General features: G+C 69.1%; 25 protein-coding genes. 10 read left to right on the plus strand and 15 right to left on the minus strand.

The genetic code is table 11. The features are described 5' to 3' along the window. Positions 1-52: 52 nt before the first annotated feature. Together AC1RAA_RS26835 and AC1RAA_RS26840 are read left to right on the plus strand one after the other, a co-directional pair. Positions 53-916, plus strand: a complete 864-nt coding sequence (locus tag AC1RAA_RS26835; RefSeq protein WP_062472735.1) for an IclR family transcriptional regulator — start codon at positions 53-55, stop codon at positions 914-916. Between the two features lie 17 nt (positions 917-933). Then, positions 934-1,692 carry an SIR2 family NAD-dependent protein deacylase gene (locus AC1RAA_RS26840; RefSeq protein ID WP_492731483.1) on the plus strand — a complete coding sequence of 253 codons (759 nt, stop codon included), beginning with the start codon at positions 934-936 and terminating at the stop codon, positions 1,690-1,692. Positions 1,693-1,696: 4 nt separating this feature from the next. Here AC1RAA_RS26840 and AC1RAA_RS26845 read toward each other — a convergent pair whose 3' ends face one another. The 7 genes from AC1RAA_RS26845 to AC1RAA_RS26875 form a co-directional block, all read right to left on the minus strand. Beyond that, positions 1,697-2,191: a GFA family protein gene (locus AC1RAA_RS26845; protein WP_492731485.1), complete on the minus strand. Its 495-nt coding sequence runs from the start codon at positions 2,189-2,191 to the stop codon at positions 1,697-1,699. A 19-nt stretch (positions 2,192-2,210) separates the two neighbouring features. Continuing rightward, positions 2,211-2,432 carry a hypothetical protein gene (locus tag AC1RAA_RS26850; RefSeq protein WP_070063477.1) on the minus strand — a complete coding sequence of 74 codons (222 nt, stop codon included), beginning with the start codon at positions 2,430-2,432 and terminating at the stop codon, positions 2,211-2,213. 56 nt (positions 2,433-2,488) lie between these two features. Further along, on the minus strand, positions 2,489-3,178 hold the full coding sequence (locus tag AC1RAA_RS26855; RefSeq protein ID WP_354345321.1) for an ABC-type transport auxiliary lipoprotein family protein: 690 nt from the start codon (positions 3,176-3,178) through the stop codon (positions 2,489-2,491). 23 nt (positions 3,179-3,201) lie between these two features. Beyond that, a complete protein-coding gene (locus tag AC1RAA_RS26860) occupies positions 3,202-4,158 on the minus strand; it encodes an MlaD family protein (protein WP_492731489.1) in 957 nt (318 codons plus the stop codon). 8 nt (positions 4,159-4,166) lie between these two features. Further along, positions 4,167-5,021, minus strand: coding sequence for an ABC transporter ATP-binding protein (locus tag AC1RAA_RS26865; protein ID WP_492731493.1), 855 nt, complete (start codon positions 5,019-5,021; stop codon positions 4,167-4,169). Then, on the minus strand, positions 5,018-6,190 hold the full coding sequence (locus AC1RAA_RS26870; RefSeq protein WP_492731496.1) for an MlaE family ABC transporter permease: 1,173 nt from the start codon (positions 6,188-6,190) through the stop codon (positions 5,018-5,020). Before AC1RAA_RS26870 ends, AC1RAA_RS26865 begins: the two co-directional genes overlap by 4 nt. Before the next feature lie 133 nt (positions 6,191-6,323). Next, a complete protein-coding gene (locus AC1RAA_RS26875; RefSeq protein ID WP_062472753.1) occupies positions 6,324-7,232 on the minus strand; it encodes a LysR family transcriptional regulator in 909 nt (302 codons plus the stop codon). 86 nt (positions 7,233-7,318) lie between these two features. Between AC1RAA_RS26875 and AC1RAA_RS26880 the strand changes: the two genes are divergently transcribed. Further along, positions 7,319-8,836, plus strand: coding sequence for a CoA-acylating methylmalonate-semialdehyde dehydrogenase (locus AC1RAA_RS26880; protein WP_492731499.1), 1,518 nt, complete (start codon positions 7,319-7,321; stop codon positions 8,834-8,836). A 68-nt stretch (positions 8,837-8,904) separates the two neighbouring features. Further along, complete coding sequence (locus AC1RAA_RS26885) at positions 8,905-10,539, plus strand: GMC family oxidoreductase (protein ID WP_492731502.1); 1,635 nt, start codon at positions 8,905-8,907, stop codon at positions 10,537-10,539. Positions 10,540-10,836: 297 nt separating this feature from the next. Here AC1RAA_RS26885 and AC1RAA_RS26890 read toward each other — a convergent pair whose 3' ends face one another. Continuing rightward, positions 10,837-11,112: a GIY-YIG nuclease family protein gene (locus AC1RAA_RS26890; protein ID WP_492731504.1), complete on the minus strand. Its 276-nt coding sequence runs from the start codon at positions 11,110-11,112 to the stop codon at positions 10,837-10,839. A 181-nt stretch (positions 11,113-11,293) separates the two neighbouring features. Between AC1RAA_RS26890 and amaB the strand changes: the two genes are divergently transcribed. From amaB to AC1RAA_RS26910, 4 genes are all read left to right on the plus strand, one after another. Next, positions 11,294-12,832 (plus strand): L-piperidine-6-carboxylate dehydrogenase, encoded by a 1,539-nt coding sequence (amaB, locus tag AC1RAA_RS26895; RefSeq protein WP_492731507.1) that lies wholly within the window; start codon positions 11,294-11,296, stop codon positions 12,830-12,832. Positions 12,833-12,932: 100 nt separating this feature from the next. Further along, the gene (locus AC1RAA_RS26900) at positions 12,933-13,841 is read left to right on the plus strand and encodes an amino acid ABC transporter substrate-binding protein (protein ID WP_062472764.1); all 909 of its coding nucleotides are present in this window, start codon (positions 12,933-12,935) and stop codon (positions 13,839-13,841) included. Beyond that, on the plus strand, positions 13,838-15,055 hold the full coding sequence (locus AC1RAA_RS26905; RefSeq protein ID WP_492731509.1) for a pyridoxal phosphate-dependent aminotransferase: 1,218 nt from the start codon (positions 13,838-13,840) through the stop codon (positions 15,053-15,055). Before AC1RAA_RS26900 ends, AC1RAA_RS26905 begins: the two co-directional genes overlap by 4 nt. A 29-nt stretch (positions 15,056-15,084) precedes the next feature. Further along, positions 15,085-16,758 carry a thiamine pyrophosphate-binding protein gene (locus AC1RAA_RS26910; protein WP_492731511.1) on the plus strand — a complete coding sequence of 558 codons (1,674 nt, stop codon included), beginning with the start codon at positions 15,085-15,087 and terminating at the stop codon, positions 16,756-16,758. A gap of 7 nt (positions 16,759-16,765) precedes the next feature. On the opposite strand, the gene AC1RAA_RS26915 is transcribed toward AC1RAA_RS26910, so the two are convergent. Beyond that, entirely contained in the window at positions 16,766-17,068 is a 303-nt protein-coding gene (locus AC1RAA_RS26915; RefSeq protein WP_082818034.1) for a hypothetical protein, read from the minus strand. Positions 17,069-17,086: 18 nt separating this feature from the next. Next, positions 17,087-18,325 (minus strand): ammonium transporter, encoded by a 1,239-nt coding sequence (locus AC1RAA_RS26920; protein WP_492731514.1) that lies wholly within the window; start codon positions 18,323-18,325, stop codon positions 17,087-17,089. Positions 18,326-18,744: 419 nt separating this feature from the next. Here AC1RAA_RS26920 and AC1RAA_RS26925 point away from each other — a divergent pair, with 419 nt between their 5' ends. Then, a complete protein-coding gene (locus tag AC1RAA_RS26925; protein WP_139703963.1) occupies positions 18,745-19,503 on the plus strand; it encodes a sulfite exporter TauE/SafE family protein in 759 nt (252 codons plus the stop codon). Between the two features lie 48 nt (positions 19,504-19,551). Here AC1RAA_RS26925 and AC1RAA_RS26930 read toward each other — a convergent pair whose 3' ends face one another. From AC1RAA_RS26930 to AC1RAA_RS26950, 5 genes are all read right to left on the minus strand, one after another. Then, on the minus strand, positions 19,552-21,063 hold the full coding sequence (locus tag AC1RAA_RS26930; RefSeq protein WP_139703961.1) for a tripartite tricarboxylate transporter permease: 1,512 nt from the start codon (positions 21,061-21,063) through the stop codon (positions 19,552-19,554). Between the two features lie 13 nt (positions 21,064-21,076). Then, positions 21,077-21,565: a tripartite tricarboxylate transporter TctB family protein gene (locus tag AC1RAA_RS26935; protein ID WP_095949764.1), complete on the minus strand. Its 489-nt coding sequence runs from the start codon at positions 21,563-21,565 to the stop codon at positions 21,077-21,079. 389 nt (positions 21,566-21,954) lie between these two features. Next, a complete protein-coding gene (gene rbp, locus AC1RAA_RS26940) occupies positions 21,955-22,362 on the minus strand; it encodes an RNA-binding regulator (protein ID WP_095950733.1) in 408 nt (135 codons plus the stop codon). A gap of 182 nt (positions 22,363-22,544) precedes the next feature. Next, positions 22,545-22,781 carry a DUF3820 family protein gene (locus AC1RAA_RS26945; protein ID WP_056584018.1) on the minus strand — a complete coding sequence of 79 codons (237 nt, stop codon included), beginning with the start codon at positions 22,779-22,781 and terminating at the stop codon, positions 22,545-22,547. Positions 22,782-22,788: 7 nt separating this feature from the next. After that, on the minus strand, positions 22,789-23,169 hold the full coding sequence (locus AC1RAA_RS26950) for a translation initiation factor Sui1 (protein ID WP_062472780.1): 381 nt from the start codon (positions 23,167-23,169) through the stop codon (positions 22,789-22,791). A 48-nt stretch (positions 23,170-23,217) separates the two neighbouring features. On the opposite strand from AC1RAA_RS26950, the gene AC1RAA_RS26955 reads away from it, so the two are divergent. Beyond that, positions 23,218-24,501 carry a DEAD/DEAH box helicase gene (locus tag AC1RAA_RS26955; RefSeq protein WP_492731516.1) on the plus strand — a complete coding sequence of 428 codons (1,284 nt, stop codon included), beginning with the start codon at positions 23,218-23,220 and terminating at the stop codon, positions 24,499-24,501. The last annotated feature ends 30 nt before the right edge of the window (positions 24,502-24,531 follow it).

Raw genomic sequence — 24,531 nt, forward strand, 5'->3', positions numbered from 1 at the left:
GTTCATGTCTAATGCCTTCTTCATGAACGAACAACCAGACGGCAAGGCGGCCATGGCAGCGACTGACACCGACCGCGCCCAGCGCGGCATCCAGAGCATCGAAGTCGGCGGGCAGCTGCTGCGCGCGCTGGTGCACCACGGCCGCCCGATGGCGCTCAAAGACCTTGCCCGCGAAGCGGACATGACGGCCGCCAAGGCCCACCCGTACATGGTGAGCTTCGGCCGGCTGGGCCTCATCGAGCAGGACCGCGCCAGCGGCCACTATCTGCTCGGCCCGCTGGCCTTGCAACTGGGGCTGATCAGCCTGCAGCAGGCCGACCCGGTGCACATCGCCACGCCGCTGATCGGCCAGCTCGCGCAGCAGATCGGCCACACCGTGGCACTGGCCGTGTGGGGCGCGCGCGGCGCGACCATCGTGCGCACGGCCGAGTCGCCTTCGCCGGTGCACGTGAACATGCGCCACGGCACGGTGTTCTCGCTCACCAACACGGCCTCGGGCCGCGTGTTTGCCGCTTACCTCGACCCGGCCGTGGTGCGCGCGCAGCTCGAGGACGAGCGCCAGCGCCAGAAGCAGCGCAAGGGTGCCGCCGAGCCCGCGCCGCCGGCCGGCATGCCGCCGGTGCAGCCGCTGCCCTCGTGGAGCGACTTCGAGCGCCAGTGCCAGGAAGTGCGCGACCACGGCATCAGCCGCTCCGACGGCGAGGTGATCGAGGGCGTGAGCGCCATGGCCGCGCCGGTGTTCGACCACACCGGCGCCATCGTGCTGGCCGTGACCGCCATCGGCCCGGCCGGCATCTTCCACACCGCCTGGGACGGCGAGATCGCGCGCGCGCTCAAGGCCTGCGCGGGCACGGTGTCGCAGCGCCTGGGGGCGAGCGCCACCGGCGCCGTGGTGCCCTCCGTTTCCGATCGATGACCCTGTTTTCTTCCGCCTTGTCTTCCTCTTCTTTCTCCGCCTCCGACGACCTCGCGCTGCGCATCGACCGCACCGTGGCGCTGCTGCGCGGTGCGCGGCGCATCGTGATTTTTTCGGGCGCGGGCTTGTCCAAGGCCTCGGGCATCCCGACCTACCGCGACGCCGACGGCCTGTGGATGAGCCAGAACGCGCTCAAGTTCTCGCACGCCGACGACCTCGCGCGCGACCCGGGCGGCTTCACGAAGTTCTGGGCCCAGCGCCTGTCGCAGATCGAGACCGCGTCGCCCAACCCCGGCCACCTCGCGCTCGCGCAGCTGCAGCGGCTGCGTCCCGCGACCCGGCTCATCACGCAGAACGTCGACGGCCTGCTCGGCAAGGCCGGCGGGCAGGACGTGCTGGAGCTGCACGGCTCGCTGCGCCGCTGGCGCTGCGACCACTGCGGCAACCGCAGCGGCCCCTGGCCCTTCCACCGCTGCCTGCGCTGCGGCTCGCACGCGCGGCCCGACGTGGTCATGTTCGGCGAGATGCTGAACGCCGGCGTGCTGCTCGACGCCCAGGTGGCGGCGCAGGAGTCCGACCTGTTCCTGGTGGTCGGCAGCACCACCATCGTCTACCCGGCGGCCGAACTGCCCAAGCTGGCGATGGCACGGGGGGCGCGGCTGGTCACGCTGAACATCGAGCCGCTGCCGCACCTGGACGATGCGGCGGCGGTGGTGTTGCGGGGGGCGTCGGAAGACCTGTTGCCGAAGTTGGTCGCCGGCATGGCGGGCGACTGAAGCCCTAGCCGGCCCGCACCTTCTCGCGCAGCACGCGCCAGCGCGCGAGGCTCTCGGCGGGCCAGTAGTCCTTGCGGTCGTAGTACGCGTGCACCGCCGGCGCGCCGGGCGGCAGCACCACCCACGGCTGCTTGGACATCGTGAAGATGTGCAGGTCCGGCGGCAGCCGGTCGGGCGTGTCGAGCGTGCCCACGCGGATGAAGCTCACGGCGTCGCCGGCGCCGGCGTAGTGGCTCCACAGCGCGACATGGCAGGCGGGGCAGCGCGCGTACTTCTGGCCGCGCCCGCTGGCCGAGGGCGTGAGCACCAGATCGACCGCGCCCTGCAGCACCTGCACGTGTTCCGGTTCGATGAGCGCATTGAGCGCGAAGGACGAGCCCGTCTCGCGCTGGCACCAGCGGCAGTGGCAGCAGTGCACGAAGAGCGGCGGGGCGTTCAGGCGGTAGCGCACCTGCCGGCAGGTGCAGCCGCCTTCCAGCGGCACGAAGGCGTCGGCCATGGCAGTGGTCGGCGGGCGCTCAGCCCTTCTTGCCACCCAGCAGCACCAGCGCGCCGCCCACTACGATCGCCGCCACGCCGGCCCAGGCCGGGATGTTGATGGTCTGTTTTTCCTTCACCGAGAACTCCAGCGGGCCCAGCTTGGCCTGGTGGGTTTCCTTGGTGAAGCTGAAGCCGCCCAGGCCGAGCCCGGCGATGCCGGCGACGACCAGCAGGATGCCGACGATGCGCGTTGCGTTCATGGGACGGGTCTCCTCAGGGTTGGTTGGAAAGAAGAGAAAAGCAGGTCGCCGACGGTTCAGCGCCGCGGTGCCGCCGTGCGCGGCTGCGGCGGCTCTTGCTGTTGCAGCTGGTCGACCCACTGCACGACCTCGGCCATGGCCGCGTCGCTCGCCGCGATGAGCGCCTTCACGCCGCCGGGCGCGTCGGCGCTGGCGGCGGGGCGGCGCACGGTGAAGGTCCGCTGGCCCATCACGCGGTCGCCGCCGGTGGCGGTGCGGACCAGCGTGGCGCGCAGGCGCACCAGGCCCGTGCTGCTGGCGGGCGCGTCGAAGTAGTGGCTGAACTCGTCGAGCGAGATGCGCAGCGTGTCGGGCACGATGCCCTCGGTGCGCGCGAGCGTCGCGCTTTCTTCGGGGCCGAGCACGGTGCGGCGCTCGGCCAGCGTGTCGCGCAGCCGCTGGCGCAGCAGCTGCGCGGGCGGCAGGCTCCAGCGTGACTGGCCGTAGGGGCGCAGCTCGTTGGCGTCGGCGTAGCCCAGGCGGTACAGGATCTGCGTGCCGTCCAGGCGCGTGTTGCTGTCGAACTCCGCGAGGGACAGCGCCGGCAGCGCGGTGGCGGGCGCGGCAGCGGTGGCAGGTGCGGTGGCCGAAAGGCCGGGGCCGAAGTCGTACAGCGTGGCGCGCGCCGGCTTGTCGGGCAGCATGCCGCAGCCGGCGACCAGCAGCACGCAGCCGAGGCTGGCGAGGGCGGGGAGGGTGTTCTTCATGCGCATGGTTTGTCTGCTCCCGGTCAGTGGCGTGCGGCGGGCGCGACGAAGCCGGGCTCGCCCGGGCCCGCGGCCGCGCCGCCGTTGCCGAACAGCAGCGATTGCGGGTTGTCGTTGATGCTGTCGGCCGCGCGGCTCAGGCGGCGCACCGCGTGCGCGGTGTCGTCGGCCACGCGGTTCACGCGCGGCAGGGTGGCGGCGTTGAACGAGTCGACCGCCTGCGCCAGCGCCTTGGTGCCCTCGCTCAGGCGCTCGACCGGACCGTCGGGTGCGTTGAGCCGGCCCACGGTGGAGTTGAAGTTGTTGGCCACGCGCGAGACATCGCCGGCCGCCTTCTTCACCGTCGACAGCGTCTCGGGCATGGCGGCCAGCGTCGGGTTCAGGCCGGTCTTGACGGTGTTGTCGAGCTGCTTGAGCAGCGTGTTGGCGCTGGCCGAGGCGGCCGCGATGTTCTCCAGCGCGTCGGCCACGCGCTTCTGGTTGGCGTCGGCCAAGAGCGCGTTGGCGCGCTTGGTCACTTCTTCCACCTGGTCGATGATTTCCTCGCCGCGGTCCTGCAGCTTCGCGAGCATCGAGGGCTTGAGCGGAATGCGCGGCGGGTTGTTGTTGTCGGGCTTGAGCGCGACGGTCGATTCGCCCTCGTCGTCCAGCGCGATGAAGGCCAGGCCGGTCACGCCCTGGTAGCTCAGCGTGGCAAAGCTGGAGGTGGTGAGCGGCACGCGCTCGTCGACCGTGATGCGCACGCGCACGTTGCCTTTGGTCTTGGGGTCGAAGTCGATCGAGGTCACCTTGCCGACCGAGATGCCGCGGTAGCGCACCTGGGCCTGCGGCTGCAGGCCGCTCACGGCGTCGCGGGTGGAGAGTTCGTACACGTTGCGCACGGTGTTGTCGCGCGTGAACCAGACCACCAGCGCGACGAGCGCGGCGATCAGGCCGAGCACGAAGGCGCCGGCGGCGAGGGCATGGGCCTTGTTTTCCATGAGGGGACCTACCTTTCGTCAGCGCGCGCGGCCTCGGGCTGCGGCGCGGGTGGTGCTTTGCCGGCGGCGGGCTTGTCGTGCAGCGCCTCCAGGGCGCGCTGGCCGCGCCCGCCGAGAAAGTATTCGTGGATGAAGGGATGCGGGTAGGCGATGACTTCGCGCGCCGTGCCGCTCACGATCACCTTCTGGTCGGCCAGCACCGCGATGCGGGTGCTCAGGTCGAACAGGGTGTCCAGGTCGTGCGTGACCATCACGACCGTCAGGCCCAGCTCGCGGTGCAGGCCGCGCAGCAGGTCGCAGAAGCTGTCGGAGGCCTCGGGGTCGAGGCCGGCCGTGGGCTCATCGAGCAGCAGCAGCGGCGGGTCCATGATGAGCGCGCGCGCGAGCGCCACGCGTTTGATCATGCCGCCCGACAGGTCCGACGGGCTCTTGTTCGCATGCTGCGGCTCCAGCCCCACCATCTGCAGCTTCACGAGCGCGGCGTTGCGGATCAGCTCGTCGGGCAGCAGCTTGAGTTCGCGCAGCGGAAAGGCGATGTTCTCCAACACGCTGAAGGCCGAGAACAGCGCACCGTGCTGGAACAGCATGCCCACGTTGGCCGCGCCGGCCGCGCTGAGTTCGCCCGGCGCCCGGCCCAGCACCTCGACCGCGCCCTTCGTGGGCTTCTGCAGCCCGAGAATCTGCCGCAGCAGCACCGTCTTGCCGGTGCCCGAGCCGCCGACCAGCGACAGCACCTCGCCGCGGTCGAGGTGCAGGTCGAGGTCGCGGTGCACCACCTGTTCGCCATCGGGGCTCTTGAACACGGTCCAGAGCTTGCGGATGTCGACCACGGTGTTCGACGGGGATGTCGCGGCGGCGTTCATCCGCGGAATCCTATGCCCTTGAAGAGCACTGCGAAGAGCGCATCGACCAGGATCACCGCGGTGATCGAGGTCACGACCGACGACGTGGTGCCGCGCCCCAGGCTCTCGGTGTTGGGTTTGACCTTCATGCCGAAGTAGCAGCCGATCAGCGCGATCAGCACGCCGAACACCGCCGACTTGGCCAGGGCCAGCCAGAGGTTGGAGATGGGCACCGCGCGCGGCAAGGCCGACAGGAAATACGAGGGCGAAATGCCCAGCGCCGCATCGGCCGCGAGCATGCCGCCGGCCAGCGCCGCCATCGAGGTCCACAGGCTGATCAGCGGCATCGCGATGGCCAGCGCCAGCACGCGCGGCATCACCAGCCGGAAGCCGTGCGGGATGCCCATCACGCGCATGGCGTCGAGCTCTTCGGTGACGCGCATCACGCCGATCTGCGCCGTGATCGCCGAGCCCGAGCGGCCCGCGATCAGCACGGCGGCCAGCACCGGCCCGAGCTCGCGGATCAGCGACAGCCCGAGGATGTTCACCACGAAGGCCTCGGCGCCGTAGTTGCGCAGCTGCTGCGAGATCAGGTAGGCCAGCACCACGCCGATCAAGAGGCCGACCAGCGCCGTGATGTGCAGCGCCGTGGCGCCGAACTGATAGAGGTGGCCCGAGAAGTCGCGCCACGGCGCGCGGTGCGGCGCGCGCGCCAGCGTGCACAGGTCGAGCGCGAGCTGGCCGATCAGGCCGACGAAGTCGCGCAGCACGACCATCGCGCGCGGGCCGTAGTGGGCCAGTGCGTGCAGCCGGTCGCTCAGCGACTTGGGCGGCTCGTCGGGCGTGGCCACCGTGAACTTCGCCACCTGGTCGAGCACCGCCTGGTGCTGCGGCGACAGCTCGATCGTGGCCGGCCAGGCCTGGCGCCAGTGCTCCCACAGCAGCTGGGCGCCGATGTGGTCGAGCTGGCCGATGGGGCGCAGGTCCCAGGCCCGGTCGTCCGCGGGCGGCAGCGCCGCGAGGTCCCTGGCCAACGCCTCCCAGGCCGGGCGCGTCGACATCGCCAGCGTGGTCCAGCAACCGCTGGCCACGGCCCAGGTGCGGCCGTCCACGTCCTGCGTCTGCGCGCGCGGCGGCGCGAAGGCGTCGTCGGTGGCGGGGGCGTCAGCGGGCGACGGGGTGGTCGACATGGGCAAAGGTGCGGGACAAAACGTAAACAAAGGTCCAAGCGAGAGCGCGCATCGTAACCGCGTGCATCCGGGGCTTGTGTGCGTCTGGCCCTTCGTTTGCGTAGGGCCAGACGCCGTTTTTTTCAGCCAATCTTCAGCTCCAGGCCCGGGCCAGCGCATCCCAGGCGCTGGCGATCACGGGCTCGTCGCGCCGCGCGGCCAGCGAGACGAAACGCAGCGCGCAATCCAGCCGCACGCGGTCGGCCAGCACGAGGCCGTGGGCCTGGCTTTCGCGGATGGCGATCGAGTCGCGCACCAGGCTCAGGCCCACGCCCGACTTCAGCAGGTCGAGCATCGAGGCCTCCTGGTCGACCAGCGCCACGCGCCGGGGCGCCAGGCCGAGCGGGCCGAACACGCGTTCCAGCAAACGGTGGTGCGCCGACTCGGGCGGCGTCGCGAGCCAGGGCAGGGCCGCCAGCGCCTTCCAGTCGCGCCCCAGCACCTGCGGGCCCCAGCCGGCCGGCGCGACCACGCGGTAGCTGAAGCGGGTGAGCGTGCGCACCGCGAGCGGCGCCGGGGCGGCGTCGTCGGGTTCATCGCCCGGGTCGAGGTGAAAACCCACGTCGAGCTCGCCGCGCAGCACCTGCGCCAGCACGCTGCCGCTCATGCCGTGGCGCAGCTCGGTCTCGATCTGCGGCGCGGCCTCGACCAGTTCGCGCAGGAACACGCCCAGCCGCGTGAACTCGGGGTCGAGGATGGTGCCGATGCGCAGCGCCCCGCGCACCGTGACCTGCAGGTTGCGCGCGGCCTGCTGCAGGTCGCCCACGGCCGCCAGCACGCGCTCGGCCTGCGGCAGCATGGCCGCGCCGTCGGCCGTGAGCGCCAGCCCGTGCGGCGTGCGGGTGAACAGCACCAGCCCGGTTTCTTCCGCGAAACGCTTGAGCTGCAGGCTCACCGCAGGCTGCGTCAGGTGCAGCTTCTCGGCGGCGCGCGAGACGTTGCCCTCGCGCGCCGCCAGGATGAAGGCGCGCAGAATCTGGAGGTCCATCGATGACGTAGTCATATAAGACTGATTTATAGCGCCATCGACGCGAATTCATTGGCTTTCTCTTCGTGGATTGGGCCAAATTGCCTTCAGGAGACCCGCACATGTCCATCAGCACCCGAAATATCGACCACCACATCGCCGGCGCCCCCGCCGCCAACACCTCCGGCCGCACGCAGGACGTGACCAACCCCGCCACCGGCGCCGTCACCGGCAAAGTCGGCCTGGCCGACGCCGCGCAAGTGGCCGCCGCCGTGGCCGCCGCGCAGACCGCGTTCCCGGCCTGGGCCGACACGCCGCCGATCCGCCGGGCGCGCGTGATGTTCAAGTTCCTCGAGCTGCTCAACCAGCACAAGGACGAGCTCGCCCACCTCATCACCGCCGAGCACGGCAAGGTCTTCACCGACGCGCAGGGCGAGGTCAGCCGCGGCATCGACATCGTCGAGTTCGCCTGCGGCATTCCGCAGCTGCTCAAGGGCGACTTCACCGACCAGGTGAGCACCGGCATCGACAACTGGACGCTGCGCCAGCCGCTGGGCGTGGTCGCGGGCATCACGCCCTTCAACTTCCCGGTGATGGTGCCGATGTGGATGTTCCCGGTGGCCATTGCCGCGGGCAACACCTTTGTGCTCAAGCCCAGCCCGACCGACCCGAGCCCGTCGCTGCTGATGGCCGAGCTGCTCAAGAAGGCCGGCCTGCCCGACGGCGTGTTCAACGTGGTGCAGGGCGACAAGGCCGCGGTCGACGCGCTACTGGAGCACCCCGACGTCAAGGCCGTGAGCTTCGTCGGCTCCACGCCCATCGCCAACTACATCTACGAAACCGGCGCACGCCACGGCAAGCGCGTGCAGGCGCTGGGCGGTGCGAAGAACCACATGGTCGTCATGCCCGACGCCGACATCGACCAGGCGGTCGATGCGCTGATCGGCGCCGGCTACGGCTCGGCCGGCGAGCGCTGCATGGCGATCAGCGTGGCGGTGCTGGTGGGCGACGTGGCCGACCGCCTGCTGCCCAAGCTCATCGAGCGCACGAAGACGCTGAAGGTGCTCAATGGCACCAACCTCGCGGCCGAGATGGGCCCGATCGTCACGCGCGCCGCGCACGAGCGCATCACCGGCTACATCGCGCAGGGCGAGAAGGAAGGCGCGAAGCTGCTGGTCGACGGCCGCAGCTTCGACGGCAACAAGGCTGGCGAAGGCTGCGGCGATGGCTTCTGGATGGGCGGCACGCTGTTCGACCACGTCACGCCCGAGATGCGCATCTACAAGGAAGAGATCTTCGGCCCCGTGCTGGGCTGCCTGCGCGTCGCGACCTTCAAGGAAGCCGTCGACCTCATCAACGCCCACGAGTTCGGCAACGGCGTGAGCTGCTTCACGCGCGACGGCAACGTGGCGCGCGAGTTCGGCCGCCGCATCCAGGTCGGCATGGTCGGCATCAACGTGCCGATCCCGGTGCCGATGGCCTGGCATGGCTTCGGCGGCTGGAAGAAGAGCCTGTTCGGCGACATGCACGCGTATGGCGAAGAGGGCGTGCGCTTCTATACGAAGCAGAAGTCGATCATGCAGCGCTGGCCCGAGAGCATCGGCAAGGGTGCAGAGTTCGTCATGCCGACTGCGAAGTAAAAAAGGGGCGCCGCACGCGCGGCGCTGCTTCCATCCGAAGAACAACGAGAGACAAAAAGCCAGCCGCCATGAGCGACACCACCTTCGACTACATCATCATCGGCGCCGGCACCGCCGGCTCGCTCATCGCCAACCGCCTGAGCGCCGACAAGACCAAGCGCGTGCTGCTCATCGAGGCCGGCCGCAAGGACGACTACCACTGGATCCACATTCCGGTGGGCTACCTGTACTGCATCGGCAACCCGCGCACCGACTGGCTCTACAACACCGAGCCCGACGCGGGCCTCAACGGCCGCACGCTGCGCTATCCGCGCGGCAAGACGCTGGGCGGCTGCTCCAGCATCAACGGCATGATCTACATGCGCGGCCAGTCGCGCGACTACGAGCACTGGGCTGAGCTCACGGGCGACGAAGGCTGGCGCTGGGAGAACGTGCTGCCGGCCTTTCGCAAGCACGAAGACTTCTACCTGGGCGCCGACGAGATGCACGGCGCGGGCGGCGAGTGGCGTGTCGAGAAACAGCGGCTGCGCTGGGACATCCTCGATGCGTTTGCTGACGCGGCCGTGCAGGCCGGCGTGCCGCACACCGCCGACTTCAACCGCGGCAGCAACGAAGGCGTGGGCTACTTCCAGGTCAACCAGAAGAACGGCTGGCGCTGGAACACCGCCAAGGCCTTCCTGCGGCCCACCTGCTACGGCCGCCCCAATTTCGAACTGTGGACCGGCGCGCAGGTGTCGCGCCTGCTGTTCGAGACGCTGCCCGACGGCACCAAACGCTGCACCGGTGCGCAGGTGTGGGACGGCTCCGAGATGACCACCGCGCACGCCGAGTGCGAAGTGATCCTGAGCGCGGGCGCCATCGGCTCGCCGCAGATCCTGCAGCTGTCGGGCGTCGGCCCGGCCGAGCTGCTGCGCCAGCACGGCATCGACGTGGCGCTGGATGCGCCCGGCGTTGGCGCCAACCTGCAGGACCACCTGCAGATCCGCGCGGTCTACAAGATCGAGGGCGCGCCCACGCTCAACGTGCTGGCCTCGTCGCTGGTCGGCAAGGCGAAGATCGGCCTCGAATACCTGCTCAAGCGCAGCGGCCCGATGAGCATGGCGCCGTCGCAGCTCGGCGCGTTCACGCGCAGCTCGCCCGACCGCGCGTGGCCCAACATCCAGTACCACGTGCAGCCGCTGTCGCTCGACGCCTTCGGCGAGCCGCTGCACAGCTTTCCGGCCTTCACCGCGAGCGTGTGCAACCTGAACCCGACGAGCCGGGGCTCGGTGCGCATCAAGAGCGCGCGTTTCGAAGATGCGCCCGCCATCGCGCCCAACTACCTGAGCACCGAGGAAGACCGCAAGGTCGCGGCCGATTCGCTGCGCGTGACGCGCCGCATCGCGCAGCAGCCCGCGCTCGCGAAGTACAAGCCGCAGGAGTGGAAGCCCGGCGTGCAGTACCAGACCGACGACGACCTCGCGCGGCTGGCCGGCGACATCGCCACCACCATCTTCCATCCGGTCGGCACCACCAAGATGGGCGCCGACGGCGACCCGATGGCGGTGCTCGATGCGCGCCTGCGCGTGCGCGGGGTGCACGGCCTGCGCGTGGTCGATGCGGGCGCGATGCCCACCATCACGAGCGGCAACACCAACAGCCCGACGCTGATGATGGCGGAGAAGGCGGCGGGCTGGATTCTGGAAGACAACCGCAACCGCTGAGCCGGCTCAGCGGCGCGGCTTGGTGCCGCGCTGGGTGTCAGCCGCCAGGCGCGCCCTGGCGCCTTCGAGCATGAGGTCTACGCCGACCTCGAACATCGCATCGGGGCCGGCCTTGCGGTAGCTGGCGAAGGCCTCGGCCAGCAGCGGGCGCGAGGCCGCGGCGGCATCGAGCGCCTGCTGCCGAACTTCCGCATCGGGCGGTGCCGCCTGCTCCTCCAGCCCACGGCGCAGGGCTGGCCGGCGCCGTGCTCTATCTGCTGTGCCTGCCGGTGATGCGCAGGTCGCCTGCGGGGGAGGCTAACTGTCGAAGAACGCCAGCTTGCGTGCCCGCGGCAGCGCCTTGAGCGCGATCTCCGCCCGCAGCGCGGCGCCCTTGTCGGGGTACTGGCGCGCCGCCAGCACGCGCTGCGGTGGACGCGCGCGCGTGAACTTGGCGCCCAGCCCGAAGACATGCTGGAAGAAGCGCTGCTCCACGTCGAGCGCGATGCCCGCGTAGTACACGCCGCCTTCGCATTCCAGCAGGTAGAGCCAATAGGGTGGGAGCGGCGAGGGATCGGGCGGTTTTCGGGGCACGCGCGCATTGTGCGGGCAGGCGCTTATCGTGCGTTGAGCGAAGATGTCACCATGAAGTTCATTCGAAAAACGCACCAAGTCCTTCCAATTTTTCGCTAGGCAAGGGCGCGGGTTTCGCACATATTGGCCCGTTCCTGCTGTCGCATTTCTTCTTCTGTCCTTCTTTCTCCCTGGAGCGTCCATGCCAGAAGCCCAGACCCCCGTGTCCCTTCCCGCCGAGGTCGAACAACTGCTGCATCGCCTGGGCGTGCCCCGCACCGCCCACACCCGCGGCGAGCTCACGGTGCGCTCGCCGGTCAGCGGCGAGGTGATCGCGCAGGTGCCGCAGACCACGGCCGTGGAAGCCACCGGCGCCATCGGCCGCGCCCACGAGGCCTTCAAGGCCTGGCGCCTGGTGCCGGCGCCGCGCCGCGGCGAGCTGGTGCGCCTGCTGGGCGAAGAGCTGCGTGCCGCCAAGCGCGACCTGGGCCGCCTCGTCACGCTGGAGGCCGGCAAGATCCCGTCCGAGGGCGCGGGCGAGGTGCAGGAAATGATCGACATCTGCGACTTCGCCGTCGGCCTCTCGCGCCAGCTCTACGGCCTCACGCTGGCCACCGAGCGCGCCGAGCACCGGATGATGGAAACTTGGCACCCGCTGGGCGTGTGCGGCGTGATCTCGGCCTTCAACTTTCCCGTGGCCGTGTGGTCGTGGAACGCGGCGCTCGCGCTGGTGTGCGGCGATCCGGTGGTGTGGAAGCCATCGGAAAAAACACCGCTCACCGCGCTGGCCGTGCACGCCATCGCGCAGCGCGCCATCGAACGTTTCGGCGACGCGCCCGAAGGCCTGCTCGGCCTGCTGCTGGGTCGGCGCGACATCGGCGAGGTGCTGGTCGACGACCCTCGCGTGCCGATCCTCTCGGCCACCGGCTCCACGGCGATGGGCCGGCAGGTCGGCCCGAAGCTGGCGGCGCGCTTCGCCCGCGCCATCCTCGAACTGGGCGGCAACAACGCCGCCATCGTCACGCCCTCGGCCGACCTCGATCTCACGCTGCGCGGCATCGCCTTCGCGGCCATGGGCACGGCGGGCCAGCGCTGCACCACGCTGCGGCGCCTGTTCGTGCACGAGAGCGTGTACGACCAGCTGGTGCCCAAGCTCGTGAAGGTCTACGGCAACGTGCAGGTGGGCGATCCGCGCGAGGCCGGCACGCTGGTCGGTCCGCTGATCGACCGCGCGGCCTTCGACGGCATGCAGAAGGCCCTGAACGAAAGCCGCGAGACCGGCGCCACGGTGCACGGCGGCCAGCGCGTCGAGGGCATCGGCACGCAGGACGCGTTCTATGTGCGCCCGGCGCTGGTGGAGCTGAAGTCGCACGCCGGCCCCGTGCTGCGCGAGACCTTCGCGCCCATCCTCTATGTGGTGCGCTACAGCTCGCTCGACGAGGCCATCGAATGGCACAACGCGGTCGGCGCGGGCCTGTCGTCGTCGATCTTCACGCTCAACGTGCGCGAGGCCGAGCGCTTCATGTCCAGCGCGGGTTCGGACTGCGGCATCGCCAACGTCAACATCGGCCCGAGCGGTGCCGAGATCGGCGGTGCCTTCGGTGGCGAGAAGGAAACCGGCGGCGGGCGCGAAGCGGGCTCGGACAGCTGGAAGGCCTACATGCGCCGCGCGACCAACACCATCAACTACTCGACGGCACTTCCTCTTGCGCAGGGCGTGACCTTCGACATCGGCGACTGAACAACCCCGGCCCATGGCGCTTGCCGCGCGGCATTTCGCCGCAGCGGCCAGGCAGCGGCCGTACCTATTCCCCCAGAAAAACCACCAGGAGACAGCAAAGATGAAGATGCAACTGAAGACCCTCGCCACAGCCGCGCTGCTTGCGCTCGCCTTCGGCACCACTGCCACCGCGCAGCAGGCGCCCACCGGCGGCACGCTCGACAAGATCAAGGCGAGCGGCAAGGTCGTGCTCGGCGTGCGCGAAGCCTCGCCGCCCATGGCCTACATGCTGGGCGCGGGCGAGAAGTACGTGGGCTACCACGTCGAGCTCTGTGAGCGCGTGCTGAAGGACATCACGCCCAACGCCAAGCTCGAATACATGGCCGTGACCGCGCAGAACACCATCCCGCTGGTGCAGAACGGCACGCTGGACATCGGCTGCGGCCCCACCACCAACAACACCGCGCGCCAGCAGCAGGTGGCCTTCGCGCTCACCACGTACGTGAGCGAGGTGCGCATGGCCACCAAGGTCGACTCGGGCATCACCACGCTCGACCAGCTCGCAGGCCGCAACGTGTCGGCCTCGACCGGCACCACCGCCGTGCAGCTGCTGCGCAAGCGCGAGCGCGCGCAGAACGTCTCGTACAACACCATGCTCGGCAAGGACCACCTGGAGAGCTTCCTGCTCATGGAATCGGGCCGCGCCGATGCCTTCGTGCTCGACGACAACCTGCTCGCCGGCATCATCGCGAACTCGAAGAACCCCACGGCCTACCGCATCACCGGCGAGGCGCTGGGCTCCGAGCCGATCGCGCTGCTGTTCCGCAAGGACGACCCGGCCTTCAAGGCCGCGGTCGACGATTCGCTGCGCAAGCTCATGAAGAGCGGCGAGCTCGAGAAGATCTACACCAAGTGGTTCGTGGCCGCGATCCCGCCGAAGAACACCAGCCTCAACCTGCCGATGAGCCCCGCGCTCAAGCAGCTCGTGCTCGAGCCCAACGACAAGCCGCTGGAAGCCTACGCGAAGTGACAGACGCCGTCGTGTTCTCGCCGGCGCAACGCGTGCGCGCCATCCAGGTCTCGGAGATCCTGCGCATCACCGACCATGCGCAGGCGCTCAAGCGCGCCGGCCGCCCGGTGATCGTGCTGGGCGCGGGCGAGCCCGACTTCGACACGCCCGAGAACATCCGGCATGCGGCCTCGCAGGCCATTGCGCGTGGCGACACGCGCTACACGGTGCTCGACGGCAGCCCGGCGATGAAGGCGGCGGTGCAGCTGAAGTTCAAGCGCGACAACGCGCTGGACTTCGCGCTCGACGAGATCAGCGTGAGCGCGGGCGCCAAGCAGGTGATCTTCAATGCGCTGATGGCGAGCCTGAACCCGGGCGACGAAGTGATCCTGCCCGCGCCGTACTGGACGTCTTACGCAGACATCGTGCAGATCTGCGGCGGCGTGCCGGTGTCGGTGGCGTGCGGCGAAGAGAACGGCTTTCGCCTGACGGCGGCGCAGCTGCGGGCGGCCATCACGCCGCGCACGCGCTGGCTGTTTCTCAACTCGCCGTCGAATCCGAGCGGCGCGGCCTACAGCGCGGCCCAACTGAAGCCGATCACCGACGTGCTGCTCGATCACCCTCACGTCTGGGTGCTGGCGGACGACATCTACGAACACATCCTCTACGACGGCCTCGCGTTCGCAACGCCGGTGGCTGTGGAGCCGCGCTTGCGCGAACGCACGCTCACGGTGAACGGCGTGTCGAAGGCTTATGCGATGACCGGTTGGCGCGTGGGCTACGGCGCCGGCCCGCGCCCGCTGATCGCGGCGATGGCCGTGGTGCAGAGCCAGTCGACCTCGTGCCCGTCGTCGGTGAGCCAGGCCGCGGCGATCGAGGCGCTCACCGGCCCGCAGGGCATCGTGGCCGAGCGCTGCGCATCCTTTCAACAGCGCCGCGACTTCGTCGTGGCCGCGCTCAACCGCACGCCGGGCCTGCACTGCCGCGTGCCCGAAGGCGCCTTCTATACCTTCGCAAGCTGCGCCGGCGTGCTCGGCAAGCGCACCCGCAGCGGCGCGCTGCTGCAGACCGACAGCGACTTCTGCCGCTACCTGCTGCAGGATTTCGAGGTGGCGGTGGTGCCGGGCAGCGTGTTCGGGCTCGCACCGTATTTCCGCATCTCGTATGCGACGTCGATGGCGCAGCTCGAAGAGGCCTGTGCGCGCATCGCCGCCGCCTGCGCCGCGCTTTCCTGACCTCTCTTCTTCATCCCACTGGAACCCTCATGACTTCCTCCCGCACCGGCGGCCAGATCCTGGTCGACCAGCTCATCACCCACGGCGTCAAGCAGCTTTTCTGCGTGCCCGGCGAAAGCTTTCTGGCCGTGCTCGACGCGCTGCACGACGCATCGATCGACGTGACGGTGTGCCGGCAGGAAGGCGGCGCGACGATGATGGCCGAGGCGCAGGGCAAGCTCACGGGCCAGCCCGGCATCTGCTTCGTCACGCGCGGCCCCGGCGCCACCAACGCGGCGGCGGGCGTGCACATCGCGCACCAGGACTCGACGCCGCTTCTGCTGTTCGTCGGCCAGGTCGCGCGCGACGCGATGGGCCGCGAAGCCTTCCAGGAGCTGGACTACGGCGCGGTCTTCGGCACGATGGCCAAGTGGGTCGTGCAGATCGACGACCCGGCGCGCGTGCCCGAACTCGTCTCGCGCGCTTTTCATGTCGCGACCTCGGGTCGGCCCGGCCCAGTGGTGATCGCGCTGCCCGAAGACATGTTGACCGAAGCCGCCATGGTGGCCGATGCGCTGCCGTATGCCGTCACCGAAACCTATCCGGGTGCGGCGCAGATCACCGAGCTGCAGCAGCGCCTGTCGCAGGCGCAGCGGCCGGTCGTCATCCTGGGCGGCAGCCGCTGGTCCGAAGCCGCGACGCAGCAGTTCGCGCAGTTCGCCGAGGCGTATTCGCTGCCCGTGTACTGCTCGTTCCGCCGTCAGATGCTGATGTCCGCCGAGCACCCTTGCTACGCGGGTGACCTGGGGCTCGGCGCGAACCCGCGCATGCTGGCGCGCATCCGCGATGCGGACCTGGTGCTGCTGGTCGGCGGGCGTCTGTCGGAAGTGCCGTCGCAGGGCTATGAACTGTTCGCGATCCCGCAGCCGAAGCAGGCACTGGTCCATGTGCACGCCGATGCCGACGAGCTCGGCAAGCTCTACCGCCCGACGCAGGGCATCCACGCCACGCCGCAGGCGTTTGCCGAAGCGGTGTCTGCGTTGCGTCCGGCGTCGCCGCCCGTGTGGCAGGCCGAGACGAAGACCGCACGCGAAGACTTTCTTCGCTGGAGCGATCCGGCCGCGATCCGCATCCCCGGTCCGCTGCAGATGGGCGAGGTCATGCAGCACCTGCGCGAGGTGCTGCCGGCCGACACCATCTTCTGCAACGGCGCGGGCAACTTCGCGACCTGGGTGCACCGCTTCTGGCCGTTCCGCGCGTTCGCGAGCCAGCTCGCGCCGACCAGCGGCTCGATGGGCTACGGCCTGCCGGCCGGCGTCGGCGCCAAGCGGCTGTGGCCCGAACGCGAGGTGGTCGTGTTCGCGGGCGACGGCGATTTCATGATGCACGGCCAGGAGTTCGCCACCGCCGTGCAGTACGGCCTGCCGATCCTCGTCGTGCTGCTGGACAACGGCATGTACGGCACGATCCGCATGCACCAGGAAAAGCACTACCCCGGCCGCATCAGCGCCACGCAGTTGAAGAACCCCGACTTCCGCGGCTATGCCGAGGTGTTCGGCGGGCACGGCGAGCGCGTGACCACGACGGAAGAGTTCGGCCCCGCACTCGCGCGTGCGCGTGCCAGCGGCAAGCCGGCGATCCTGCATTGCCTGCTGGACCCGGAGGCGATCACGCCCGCGAGCACGCTGCAGTCGATCCGCAAGGCGGCGCTGGCCGCGAACTGAGGCTACGTCAACGCAGGCCGCCGACGTAGCGCGGCGGCGGCGTGGGCGGCAGGCCGTCGGGCTGGCGCGCCGCCAGGCGCGCGGCGCGGGCCAGCGGCTCCATGGCCTGCTCGAGCCGCGTGGCGAGCTGGTCGAGTTCGTCGTCCTTGGTCTCGGCGGCGTGCTGGCGCGTCATGCGCACGATCTCGGCGGCGTACTCGGCGTTGGTGGCCATCCATTCGGTGTCGGTCACGCGCCCGTGCTTTCGCCGCAGTGCCACGTGAAGGCGTGCTGCAAGCGCGATGCGTTCGCTTTCGGACATGGATGGCATGGCGTCTCCCTCGGGTGGTCAGGCTCCCAGGTGTTCACGATGCTGAGCAAGATCGAGGCCCACCAGTTCGCTCTCGGGGTCGACGCGCAATCCGACCAGCACATGCACCAGGAACAGCACGATGGCCGTGCCGGCCGCGCTGTAGATCGCCACGCTGGCGACCGCGATCGCCTGCGTCAGCACATTGCCCGCCGCGCCCGAGATGCGCGGGTCGGCGAACACGCCCGTGAGCAGCGCGCCCACGATGCCGCCGATGCCGTGCACGCCGAACACGTCGAGCGAGTCGTCCGCACCGAGCAGGTGCTTCAGGCCCGTGGCGCCCCAGTAGCAGGCCAGCCCGGCGATGGCGCCGATGGCCAGCGCCGACAGCGGCGTGACGAAGCCGGCCGCCGGCGTGATCGCCACCAGCCCCGCCACGAGGCCGGAGCACAGGCCCAAGAGCGAGGGGCTGCGGCGCACGATCCATTCGCCGACCATCCAGCTCATGGCGCCAGCCGCCGCCGCGATGTGCGTGACCAGCATGGCCAGGCCGGCGCGCCCGTCGGCCGCCACCGCCGAGCCGGCATTGAAGCCGAACCAGCCCACCCACAGCAGGCCCGCGCCCGTCATGGTGAGCGCCAGGCTGTAGGGCTCGAAGGCCTCGCGCCCGTAGCCCCGGCGCGGCCCGAGCGCATAGGCGCACACCAGCCCCGCGATGCCCGCGTTGACGTGCACCACCGAGCCGCCCGCGAAGTCGAGCGCACCCATCTGCGCGAGCCAGCCGCCCGGCTCCCACACCCAGTGCGCGACCGGCGCGTACACGAGCACGCTCCACAGCAGCGCGAACCACAGCAGCGCCGCGAAGCGCATGCGCTCGACAAAAGCGCCGAGCACCAGCGCGGTGGTGATGATCGCGAAGCTCAGCTGGAACATGGCGTAGACCGATTCCGGCACGTTCGGCGCCACATGGCTCACGGCCACCTGGCCGGCCTCCTTCAGGTACTCGAAGCCTGAAAAACCGATGCGCGAGAGCTTGCCCAGCCAGGGCCAGCCGGGCGTGAAGGCCAGCGAGTAGCCGAGCGCGAACCAGGTCAGCGAGACCACGGCGGCGATCGCCACCACCCCGGCCATGGTCGCCAGCACGTTCTTGCGCCGCACCATGCCGGCATAGAAGAGCGCGATGCCGGGCAGCGTCATCAGCAGCACCAGCGCGGTCGAGGTCATCATCCAGGCGGTGTCGGCCGCGTTCAGGGAGGCTTGGGGTGCCAGCAGGGCCATGACCGTTTCTTCTTGGAGTGGTGGACAAGAGGCCTGTGTGCACGAGTCATGCCATCTTGTTAACTGACTGAAACACTTTGGTTTCCCAACCGGGAGGTCGAAGTAACACGAAGCGGGTAATTCCTAATGCACCGGGCGGGTGCGCGCTTGCACAATCTGCGCACTCGCGACGGGCCCTGCTCGTACTGCCGAGGGTCCGAGGAGACAAGCTTCCGATCGATCAACAAGAACATTCTTCAAAGGCTCCGTACGAGATGCCTGTCTGATATTTGAAAAGCGCCGCTGGTCGGCGCTTTTTTTTGCCTGTTCGCAGCGCGAATGCAGGCCCTTTCCTCCAAGCCAAACAGGCCTCTTGGCCAGCCGGTACCGGCCACCACAGCTATCGTTTCGATAGCGATTCCGGTGAGACAATCGCCCGCATGGAAATGCTGGTGGTCACGGGCGCCTCACTGCTCGCGGGTTTTATCGATGCGATCGTGGGCGGCGGCGGGTTGATTCTGGTGCCGGCCCTTTTTGCGGTGTTTCCGGGCGCGCCGCCGGCCACGCTGCTGGGCACCAACAAGAGCGCGTCCATCTGGGGCACGGCGGCCTCGGCGGCCCAGTTCAGCCAGCGGGTGCAGATGCGCTGGAGCGCGATGTGGCCGGCCGCGCTGCTGGGTTTCGGCGGCTCGATGCTCGGCGCCTGGACCGTCACGGTCTTCCCGGGCGACTTCCTGCGCCGGGCGCTGCCGGTCATCCTGCTGGGCGTGCTGGTCTACACGCTGGCACGCAAGGACATGGGCCGGCTGCACGCACCGCGCTTCAGCGGCCGCGCCGAGACGCTGGCGGCCAGCACCATCGGCCTGACCATCGGTTTCTACGACGGCTTCTTCGGGCCGGGCACGGGCAGCTTCCTGGTGTTCCTGTTCGTGCGCTGGATGGGCTACGACTTCCTCAACGCCTCGGCCTCGGCCAAGGTCATCAACACTCTGACCAACGCCGCCGCGCTGATCCTGCTGGCCGCCAAGGGGCACGTCTGGTGGCACTACGGGCTGGTGATGGCCGTGGCCAACGTGGCCGGCAGCCTGGTCGGTACGCGCGTGGCGCTGAAGCATGGGGCGGGCTTCGTGCGGATCGTGTTCATCGTGGTGGTGAGTGCGCTGATCCTGAAGACGGCTTACGACGCGTTCCTGAAATAAAAAAGCCCCTGGCGTCCGGCCAGGGGCTTTTCTTTGAGGGCACCGAGGTCAGTCCTCGACAAACGCCTCTTCGCGTTTCGCCTTGATCGCCGGCAGCAGCACGATGGCCAGCAGCAGCGCCGCGGCGATCAGCAGGCCCGCCGACAGCGGCCGCGTGACGAACACGCTCCACGCACCGCGCGACAGGAGCAGCGCGCGCCGCAGGTTCTCTTCCATCATCGGCCCGAGGATGAAGCCCAGCAACAGCGGGGCCGGCTCGGTGCGCAGCTTCAGGAACAGGTAGCCGATGAAGCCGAAGATCGCCACCATCCACACGTCGAAGGTGTTGTTGTTGGTCGAGTACACGCCGATCGCGCAGAACAGCACGATGGCGGGGAACAGGAACTTGTAGGGCACCGTCAGCAGCTTGATCCACATGCCGATCAGCGGCAGGTTCAGGATGATCAGCATCGCGTTGCCGATCCACATCGAGGCGATCAGGCCCCAGAAGAGCTCCGGGTTGCTGGTCATCACCTGCGGGCCGGGCTGGATGTTGTGGATCGTCATCGCGCCCACCATCAGCGCCATCACGGCGTTGGGCGGGATGCCCAGCGTCAGGAGCGGAATGAAGGAAGTCTGCGCGCCGGCGTTGTTGGCCGACTCGGGCGAAGCCACGCCGCGGATGTTGCCCTTGCCGAAGGCGACTTCGCCGGGGCGCATCTTGATCTTCTTCTCCAGCGCATAGGCCGCGAAGGCCGCCAGCAGCGCACCGCCGCCCGGCAGGATGCCCAGCGCCGAACCCAGCGCCGTGCCGCGCAGCACGGCGGGCGTCATGCGCTTGAAGTCGTCCTTGGTGGGCCACAGGCCCTTGACCTTGTGCGTGAACACCTCGCGCTCGTCGTCGGGCTGCGAGAGGTTGCCGATGATTTCGCCGTAGCCGAACACGCCCATGGCGATCACCACGAAGCCGATGCCGTCGGTGAGCTCGGGAATGTCGAAGCTGAAGCGCGCCACGCCCGAGTTGACGTCGGTGCCCACGATGCCCAGCAGCAGGCCCAGCACGATCATCGCCACCGCCTTGAGCAGCGAGCCCGAGGCCAGCACCACCGCGCCGATCAGGCCCAGCACCATCAGCGAGAAGTACTCGGCGGGGCCGAACTTGAAGGCCAACTCGGTCAGCGGGGGCGCGAAGGCGGCCAGGATCAGCGTGCCGACGCAGCCCGCGAAGAACGAGCCCAGGCCCGCCGCGGCCAGCGCAGGGCCTGCGCGGCCCTGCCTTGCCATCTGGTAGCCGTCGATGCAGGTGACCACCGAGGACGACTCCCCGGGCAGGTTCACCAGGATGGCCGTGGTCGAGCCGCCGTACTGGGCGCCGTAGTAGATGCCGGCCAGCATGATCAGCGCCGACACGGGCGGCAGCGCGTAGGTGGCGGGCAGCAGCATCGCGATGGTCGCGACGGGGCCGATGCCCGGCAGCACGCCGATCAGCGTGCCCAGGATGCAACCGACCAGGCAGTACAGCAGGTTGGTGAAAGTGAAGGCGACGCCGAAGCCGGTCGCCAGGTTGTGGAACAGTTCCATGGCGGTGTGCTCCTCAACCCGAAATGAACGTGGGCCAGACCTGGATCTGCAGCTTGAGCGCCCAGATGAAGGCCACATAGCTGCCGGCTGCCAGGATGGTCGCCAGCACCAGCACGTCGCGCAGCTTGAAGTGCTCGCCCGCCATGCTCGAAATGATCGTGAGCGCGTAGATCGCGATGATCATGCCCATCGCCGGCAGCCCGACGCTGGGCAGGCCGCCCAGCAGCACGCCGAAGGCCAGGTTGGCGCCGAGCACGAAGGCCAGCGGCTTCCACGCCCATTTGCCGATCTTGTCGCCGTCGGCGCTCTCGACCACCATGGCCTGGAACATGATCAGCGCGCCCAGCAGCGCCAGCAGGATGCCCAGCATCAGCGGGAAGTACCCCGGCCCCATGCGGGCGCCGTCGCCGATGGTGTAGGTGGTGGCGCCGATGGCGAACGCGCCACCGACGGCGGCGAACATGACTCCTGAGAAGAAGTCCGCCTGTCTCTTGATTTGCATTGTCTCGACCCTCTGTTTTCGAAGGGACGAGGGTCGTCGCCAGCGGCTGACCGTCGGCTGACCAGCGCGGTACGGACAAATGCTTACAGGGAAAGTACGGGCTCTCCCCCAGGCTTCGCGCACTTCGTGTCGCTGCGCCAACCCCCTTCCGGGGGCAACACCAGCGGCCCGGAGGGCATGGCTCTCCCCCAGTCTTCGCGCACTTCGTGTCGCTACGCCAATCCCCTTCCGGGGGCAACACCAACGGCCCGGCGAAGCCGGTTCCGTGGTGTTCCACGAAGGGGCGGGGAGTGAGGGGGAGGGTTGGGGGCCGGAAACGAAAAAAGCTCCCGAAGGAGCTTTTTATTCATTCAGAGCGCCGAGGCGCTCATGAGTGCGTGGGGGAGGGCTTAGTAGCCGCCGCGGCCACCGCCGCCGCCGCCGTAACCACCGCCGCCACCGCTACGGCCGCCACCGCCGCCGCCGTAACCGCCGCCGCCGCCACCACCGTAGCCGCCGCCGCCACCACCGCCGTAGCCGCCACCACCGCCGGTGCGGGGGGGACGTGCTTCCATCGGACGGGCTTCGTTCACCGTCAGGGCGCGGCCCTGCAGCGATGCGCCGTTCATGCCTTCGACAGCTGCGAGTGCTTCAGCGTCCGTGCCCATTTCGACGAAGCCGAAGCCCTTCGAACGGCCGGTGTCACGTTCCATCATGACCTTGGCGCTGACGATCGAGCCGAACTCGCCGAAAGCCTGTTCCAGGTCGTTGTCACGCACGGAGTAGGCGAGGTTGCCCACGTAAAGTTTCTTGCCCATGGAGGGACTCCTAATTCAAACCAAAAAAACACAAAGCGATGGAGTCCCAGAATCACAACAAACTAATGCGCTGTGGCGCGAAACTGACCGATCACCAAATTACGTGCACGGGAGCCGAAGCTCGCAGACACGTGAGCCGGATTATCCGGCCCGATTTCCGAAAAAAGGGGGGAAATCTTGTGTTATCGAGAAACATTCCGACCCGACGGGCGGTTTCGCAACGGTTTCAGGAGGTCGGACAGGCCGTTGTGGTCTATTTCATGCATCAAAGCGAGCAGCCGGCCAATTTCTCCCGCGGGAAAACCCTCGCGCGCAAACCAGGTCAGGTAATTTCCGGGCAAATCGGCAATCAACGTGCCCTTGTGCTTGCCAAAAGGCATTTCGAGCGTCACCAGGCGCTGCAGGTCTTCGGGGTTCATGCGCTGTTCAGCCGCCTGCGCGCTTGACCGTGTGGCCCTGCTTCACGAGGGCGGCGATGACGACTTCGCGGTGATCGCCCTGGATCTCCACGGTGCCGTCCTTCACCGTGCCGCCCGTGCCGCAGGCTGCTTTCAGCTGCTTGCCCACGGCCGCCAGCGCCGCCGCGTCGAGCGGCAGGCCCTTGACCACGGTCACGCCCTTGCCCTTTCGGCCCTTGGTCTCGTGCGATACGCGGACAATGCCGTCCGTGGCCGCCGTGCGGGCCTTCGCGAGTTCCTTGCAGCGGCATTGCGCCATCGGGGCGCCGCAGTCGGGGCACATGCGCCCGCCCGCCTCGGTGGAGTACACCAGCGTGCTGCCGGTGCGGCTGTTCTTCATCGTTCCCATTCGATCCGTCTTTCTTTCGATCTCTCTCTTTTTCCCGGTGCCCGTTCCATGCCATTCGATACCCTGGGCCTGACCCCCGCGCTCGCGCAAGCGGCCGCCGCGAGCGGCTTTGCCGCGCCGACCGCCATCCAGGCGGCGGCCATCCCTGCCATTTTGCAGGGCCGCGACCTGCGGGGCTCGGCACAGACCGGCTCCGGCAAGACGGCCGCATTTTCCCTGCCGCTGCTGCAGCGCCTGGCCGCCGAGCCCGCCTCGTCGGCGTCGCGCCGGCTGCGCGCGCTGGTGCTCGTGCCCACGCGCGAACTCGCGGCTCAAGTGGGCGAGACGCTGGAAGACTTCGCTCGGCACCTGCCCGAGCGCCTGAAGATCGTCGTCGCGGTCGGCGGCGTCTCGATCAACCCGCAGATGATGCGGCTGCGCGGCGGCGCCGACATCGTGGTCGCCACGCCCGGCCGGCTGCTCGACCTGGTCGAGCACAACGCGCTCGCGCTCGATGCCGTGTCGACGCTCGTGCTCGACGAGGCCGACCGCCTGTTCGACCTGGGCTTTGCCGAGGAACTGCAGCGCATCCTGGCGCTGCTGCCCGCGCGGCGCCAGAACCTGCTCTTTTCGGCCACCTTTCCGATCGCCATCCAGGCGCTGGCCGACGACATGCTGCACGACCCGGCCCTGGTCGACGTGCAGGGCGAGCCCGGCACCCGCCCCGACATCGTGCAGCGCGCCATCGAGGTCGACGCCGCCCGCCGCACCCAGCTGCTGCGCCAGCTGCTGAAGGATAACGAAGGCACCTGGGACCGCGTGCTGGTGTTCGTCGCCACGCAGCACGCCGCGCAGACCGTGGCCGAGAAGCTGTACCGCAACGGCATCTACGCCGTGCCCTTCCACGGCGACATCGCGCAGGGCACGCGCCGCGACATCCTGGCGCAGTTCAAGCAGAGCCGCTGGGACGTGGTGATCGCCACCGACCTGGCGGCGCGCGGCCTGGACATCGCGCAGCTGCCCGTGGTCATCAACTACGACCTGCCGCGTTCGCCCACCGACTACATCCACCGCATCGGCCGCACCGGCCGCGCGGGCGCGAGCGGGCTGGCGATCAGCTTCGTGAGCCCGGCCACCGAGGCGCACTTCCGCCTCATCGAGAAGCGCCAGGGCCAGCGCGTGCCGCGCGAGCGCATCGCGGGCTTCGAGCCGGTCGAGACGGCGCCGGTGGTGGTCGACACCTCGGGCAACGGCGGCATCAAGGGCGCGCGGCCGAGCAAGAAGGACAAGCTGCGCGCCGCCGCGGCGCTGGCCGCCGCCTCGCAGCGCGACGACGCCGAGCCGAACGACTAGCCAGCGCTTCGAATCCGCATCGCCCCGCCC

It is taken from the genome of Variovorax sp. GW823-FHT04F07 (assembly GCF_058795995.1).

What these genes read in the sequence shown, in the direction of transcription:
- AC1RAA_RS26935 (WP_095949764.1), bottom strand. Translation starts at nt 21,565, where the DNA reads ATGCAAATCAAGAGACAGGCGGACTTCTTCTCAGGAGTCATGTTCGCC.
- AC1RAA_RS26865 (WP_492731493.1), bottom strand. Translation starts at nt 5,021, where the DNA reads ATGAACGCCGCCGCGACATCCCCGTCGAACACCGTGGTCGACATCCGC.
- AC1RAA_RS26900 (WP_062472764.1), top strand. Translation starts at nt 12,933, where the DNA reads ATGAAGATGCAACTGAAGACCCTCGCCACAGCCGCGCTGCTTGCGCTC.
- AC1RAA_RS26885 (WP_492731502.1), top strand. Translation starts at nt 8,905, where the DNA reads ATGAGCGACACCACCTTCGACTACATCATCATCGGCGCCGGCACCGCC.
- rbp (WP_095950733.1), bottom strand. Translation starts at nt 22,362, where the DNA reads ATGGGCAAGAAACTTTACGTGGGCAACCTCGCCTACTCCGTGCGTGAC.
- AC1RAA_RS26850 (WP_070063477.1), bottom strand. Translation starts at nt 2,432, where the DNA reads ATGAACGCAACGCGCATCGTCGGCATCCTGCTGGTCGTCGCCGGCATC.
- AC1RAA_RS26855 (WP_354345321.1), bottom strand. Translation starts at nt 3,178, where the DNA reads ATGAAGAACACCCTCCCCGCCCTCGCCAGCCTCGGCTGCGTGCTGCTG.
- AC1RAA_RS26835 (WP_062472735.1), top strand. Translation starts at nt 53, where the DNA reads ATGGCAGCGACTGACACCGACCGCGCCCAGCGCGGCATCCAGAGCATC.
- AC1RAA_RS26925 (WP_139703963.1), top strand. Translation starts at nt 18,745, where the DNA reads ATGGAAATGCTGGTGGTCACGGGCGCCTCACTGCTCGCGGGTTTTATC.
- AC1RAA_RS26875 (WP_062472753.1), bottom strand. Translation starts at nt 7,232, where the DNA reads ATGACTACGTCATCGATGGACCTCCAGATTCTGCGCGCCTTCATCCTG.
- AC1RAA_RS26910 (WP_492731511.1), top strand. Translation starts at nt 15,085, where the DNA reads ATGACTTCCTCCCGCACCGGCGGCCAGATCCTGGTCGACCAGCTCATC.
- AC1RAA_RS26915 (WP_082818034.1), bottom strand. Translation starts at nt 17,068, where the DNA reads ATGCCATCCATGTCCGAAAGCGAACGCATCGCGCTTGCAGCACGCCTT.
- amaB (WP_492731507.1), top strand. Translation starts at nt 11,294, where the DNA reads ATGCCAGAAGCCCAGACCCCCGTGTCCCTTCCCGCCGAGGTCGAACAA.
- AC1RAA_RS26930 (WP_139703961.1), bottom strand. Translation starts at nt 21,063, where the DNA reads ATGGAACTGTTCCACAACCTGGCGACCGGCTTCGGCGTCGCCTTCACT.
- AC1RAA_RS26880 (WP_492731499.1), top strand. Translation starts at nt 7,319, where the DNA reads ATGTCCATCAGCACCCGAAATATCGACCACCACATCGCCGGCGCCCCC.
- AC1RAA_RS26860 (WP_492731489.1), bottom strand. Translation starts at nt 4,158, where the DNA reads ATGGAAAACAAGGCCCATGCCCTCGCCGCCGGCGCCTTCGTGCTCGGC.
- AC1RAA_RS26955 (WP_492731516.1), top strand. Translation starts at nt 23,218, where the DNA reads ATGCCATTCGATACCCTGGGCCTGACCCCCGCGCTCGCGCAAGCGGCC.
- AC1RAA_RS26945 (WP_056584018.1), bottom strand. Translation starts at nt 22,781, where the DNA reads ATGAACCCCGAAGACCTGCAGCGCCTGGTGACGCTCGAAATGCCTTTT.
- AC1RAA_RS26920 (WP_492731514.1), bottom strand. Translation starts at nt 18,325, where the DNA reads ATGGCCCTGCTGGCACCCCAAGCCTCCCTGAACGCGGCCGACACCGCC.
- AC1RAA_RS26870 (WP_492731496.1), bottom strand. Translation starts at nt 6,190, where the DNA reads ATGTCGACCACCCCGTCGCCCGCTGACGCCCCCGCCACCGACGACGCC.
- AC1RAA_RS26950 (WP_062472780.1), bottom strand. Translation starts at nt 23,169, where the DNA reads ATGGGAACGATGAAGAACAGCCGCACCGGCAGCACGCTGGTGTACTCC.
- AC1RAA_RS26845 (WP_492731485.1), bottom strand. Translation starts at nt 2,191, where the DNA reads ATGGCCGACGCCTTCGTGCCGCTGGAAGGCGGCTGCACCTGCCGGCAG.